The sequence below is a fragment of the Streptomyces sp. CC53 genome (genome assembly GCF_001865245.1).
Taxonomy (GTDB): Bacteria; Actinomycetota; Actinomycetes; order Streptomycetales; family Streptomycetaceae; genus Streptomyces.
Map to the genome: position 1 here is coordinate 1 of NZ_MKXB01000103.1, position 2248 is coordinate 2248.

Here is a 2248-nt window from a genome sequence, read left to right on the forward strand (position 1 = left end):
TCGAGCGGACCCTGGACCCGGAGGGACCGGGGGAACGCCCGGCGGCGGACCGCCAGATCGATGCAGGACGGGGCGGGGTGCACATAAGCACCCCGACCGGGCAGCGTACCGCGTGGATCGGGGACGCACGCGCCCTCGACCGCCACGATGCGCAGCAGCTCGTTCTTGGCCGCCCGCTCCCGGCACCCCACGCAGGTGCGCTCAGGGCGTGCGCGGGCATGCGTCCGGCCAGACACGCTTCAGTCTACCTCCCCGTACCGACTCCACCCCTGGGGGGCGGAAATCGAACGGCTGTTGTCGTGATCTCGATCGTGATCACCGAGGTGACCACGTCGTGCTGCTGTGGTGGCTCAACGTGACCGAGGGCCACCGTATTCCCGCACGGTCCCGACCGGAGTCGCCCACTCGGTGTGCGGCCCCGGCTCCGTCGCCTTCCGGCGCCCGTACGGGTGACCGGGCTCAGCCCTCGGCGGGCTGCTGCTCGGTGTCCGGGCGGATGTCGATGCGCCAGCCGGTGAGGCGGGCGGCGAGGCGGGCGTTCTGGCCCTCCTTGCCGATCGCCAGGGACAGCTGGTAGTCCGGCACGGTCACCCGGGCGGAGCGGGTCGCCATGTCGACGATCTCGACCTTGGAGACCCGGGCCGGGGACAGCGCGTTCGCCACCATCTCGGCGGGGTCGTCGGACCAGTCGACGATGTCGATCTTCTCGCCGTGCAGCTCGGCCATGACGTTGCGGACGCGGCCGCCCATCGGGCCGATGCAGGCGCCCTTGGCGTTGAGCCCGGCGCGGGTGGACCGTACGGCGATCTTCGTGCGGTGGCCGGCCTCGCGGGCGATCGCGGCGATCTCGACGGAGCCGTCCGCGATCTCCGGGACCTCCAGCGCGAAGAGCTTCTTCACGAGGTTCGGGTGGGTGCGCGAGAGGGTGACCGACGGGCCGCGCACGCCCTTGGCGACGCGCACGACGTAGGTGCGCAGGCGCAGGCCGTGCGTGTAGTCCTCGCCGGGCACCTGCTCCTGCACGGGGAGCACGGCCTCCAGCTTGTCGTCCAGCTTGACCAGGACGTTCTTGGGGTCCTTGCCCTGCTGCACGACACCGGCGACGACATCGCCCTCGCGGCGGGCGTACTCGCCGAAGGTGACGTCGTTCTCGGCGTCCCGCAGCCGCTGCTGGATGACCTGGCGGGCCGTGGTGGCGGCGATCCGGCCGAAGTCCGACGGGGTGTCGTCGAACTCCTTGGGCTCCTGGCCCTCCTCCAGCTCGGACGGGTCCTCCTTCGCCCACACCGTCACGTGGCCGGTCTGCCGGTCCAGCACGGCGCGCGCGTGGCGGCGGGCTCCCTCGGTGCGGTGGTAGGCGATGAGGAGGGCCGACTCGATCGCCTCGACCAGCAGCTCGAAGGGGATCTCCTTCTCCTGTGCCAAGCCCCTGAGAAGCTTCACATCGATGTCCACGGCTACGCCTCCTCTTCCTTCTTGTCCTTGCGGCTGAACTCGATCTCCACGCGCGCCCTGGCGATCTCGGGGAACTCCACGCGGCGGGTGGTGGGCTTGCGGCCCTTCAGCCCGGGCACCTCCAGGTCGAGTCCCTCGTCGTCGACGCCGAGGACGCGGGCGACGACCGCGGCTCCGTCGTGCAGGTGCAGCTTGACGAGGCGGCCGGTGGCCCGTACGTAGTGGCGGTGCTCGGTGAGGGGGCGGTCGGCGCCCGGCGAGCTGACTTCGAGGACGTACTCGCCCTCGCCCATCGCGTCCGTCTCGTCCAGCGTGTCCGAGATGACGCGGCTCAGTTCGGCGCAGGCGTCGAGTTCCACACCGGCGTCCGAGTCGACGATCACCCTCAGCACCCGTCGGCGGCCCGCCCGGGACACCTCGATGTCCTCCAGATCGAGGTGCCTGGCGCTGACCAGCGGTTCCAGCAGCCCGCGCAGCCTTTCGTTCTGGGTGGTGCTCATCCGGGTGACTCCTCGGCCGCGTGTGCTGTTGTGGGTTCGTCGCGTGTCAGACGACAGGGTATCCGGTCCCGGGGGGTGTTGCCGTCCACGTCCGGATGCCCCGCGGGTACGCTCGCGTGCGGTGATCTTCGAAGGGCCCACCTGAAGGAGTGACGTGGAGCGCACGGGGACGACACGCAGGCGCGCGCTCACCGCGGCGGGCGCGGCGGCGGCCGGGCTGCTCGGCGGCTGCTCCGGCGGCGACGGCGATCGGCCCGCGCCGCGTCGGCCGACGGCGGCGGACCGGGCCCGCC

3 protein-coding genes are annotated in these 2248 nt (G+C 71.8%); all 3 read right to left on the reverse strand.

Translation table 11 applies throughout. The annotated features are described in order from the left end of the window. Window positions 1–236 (reverse strand): YlxR family protein (locus tag BJP40_RS09355; RefSeq protein ID WP_079171047.1); only part of this gene is annotated, 236 nt, incomplete at its 3' end. A 223-nt stretch (window positions 237–459) separates the two neighbouring features. After that, window positions 460–1455 (reverse strand): transcription termination factor NusA, encoded by a 996-nt coding sequence (gene nusA / locus BJP40_RS09360; protein ID WP_071279985.1) that lies wholly within the window; start codon window positions 1453–1455, stop codon window positions 460–462. A 2-nt stretch (window positions 1456–1457) separates the two neighbouring features. Then, window positions 1458–1955, reverse strand: coding sequence for a ribosome maturation factor RimP (gene rimP, locus BJP40_RS09365; RefSeq protein ID WP_071271876.1), 498 nt, complete (start codon window positions 1953–1955; stop codon window positions 1458–1460). Window positions 1956–2248 lie beyond the last annotated feature (293 nt).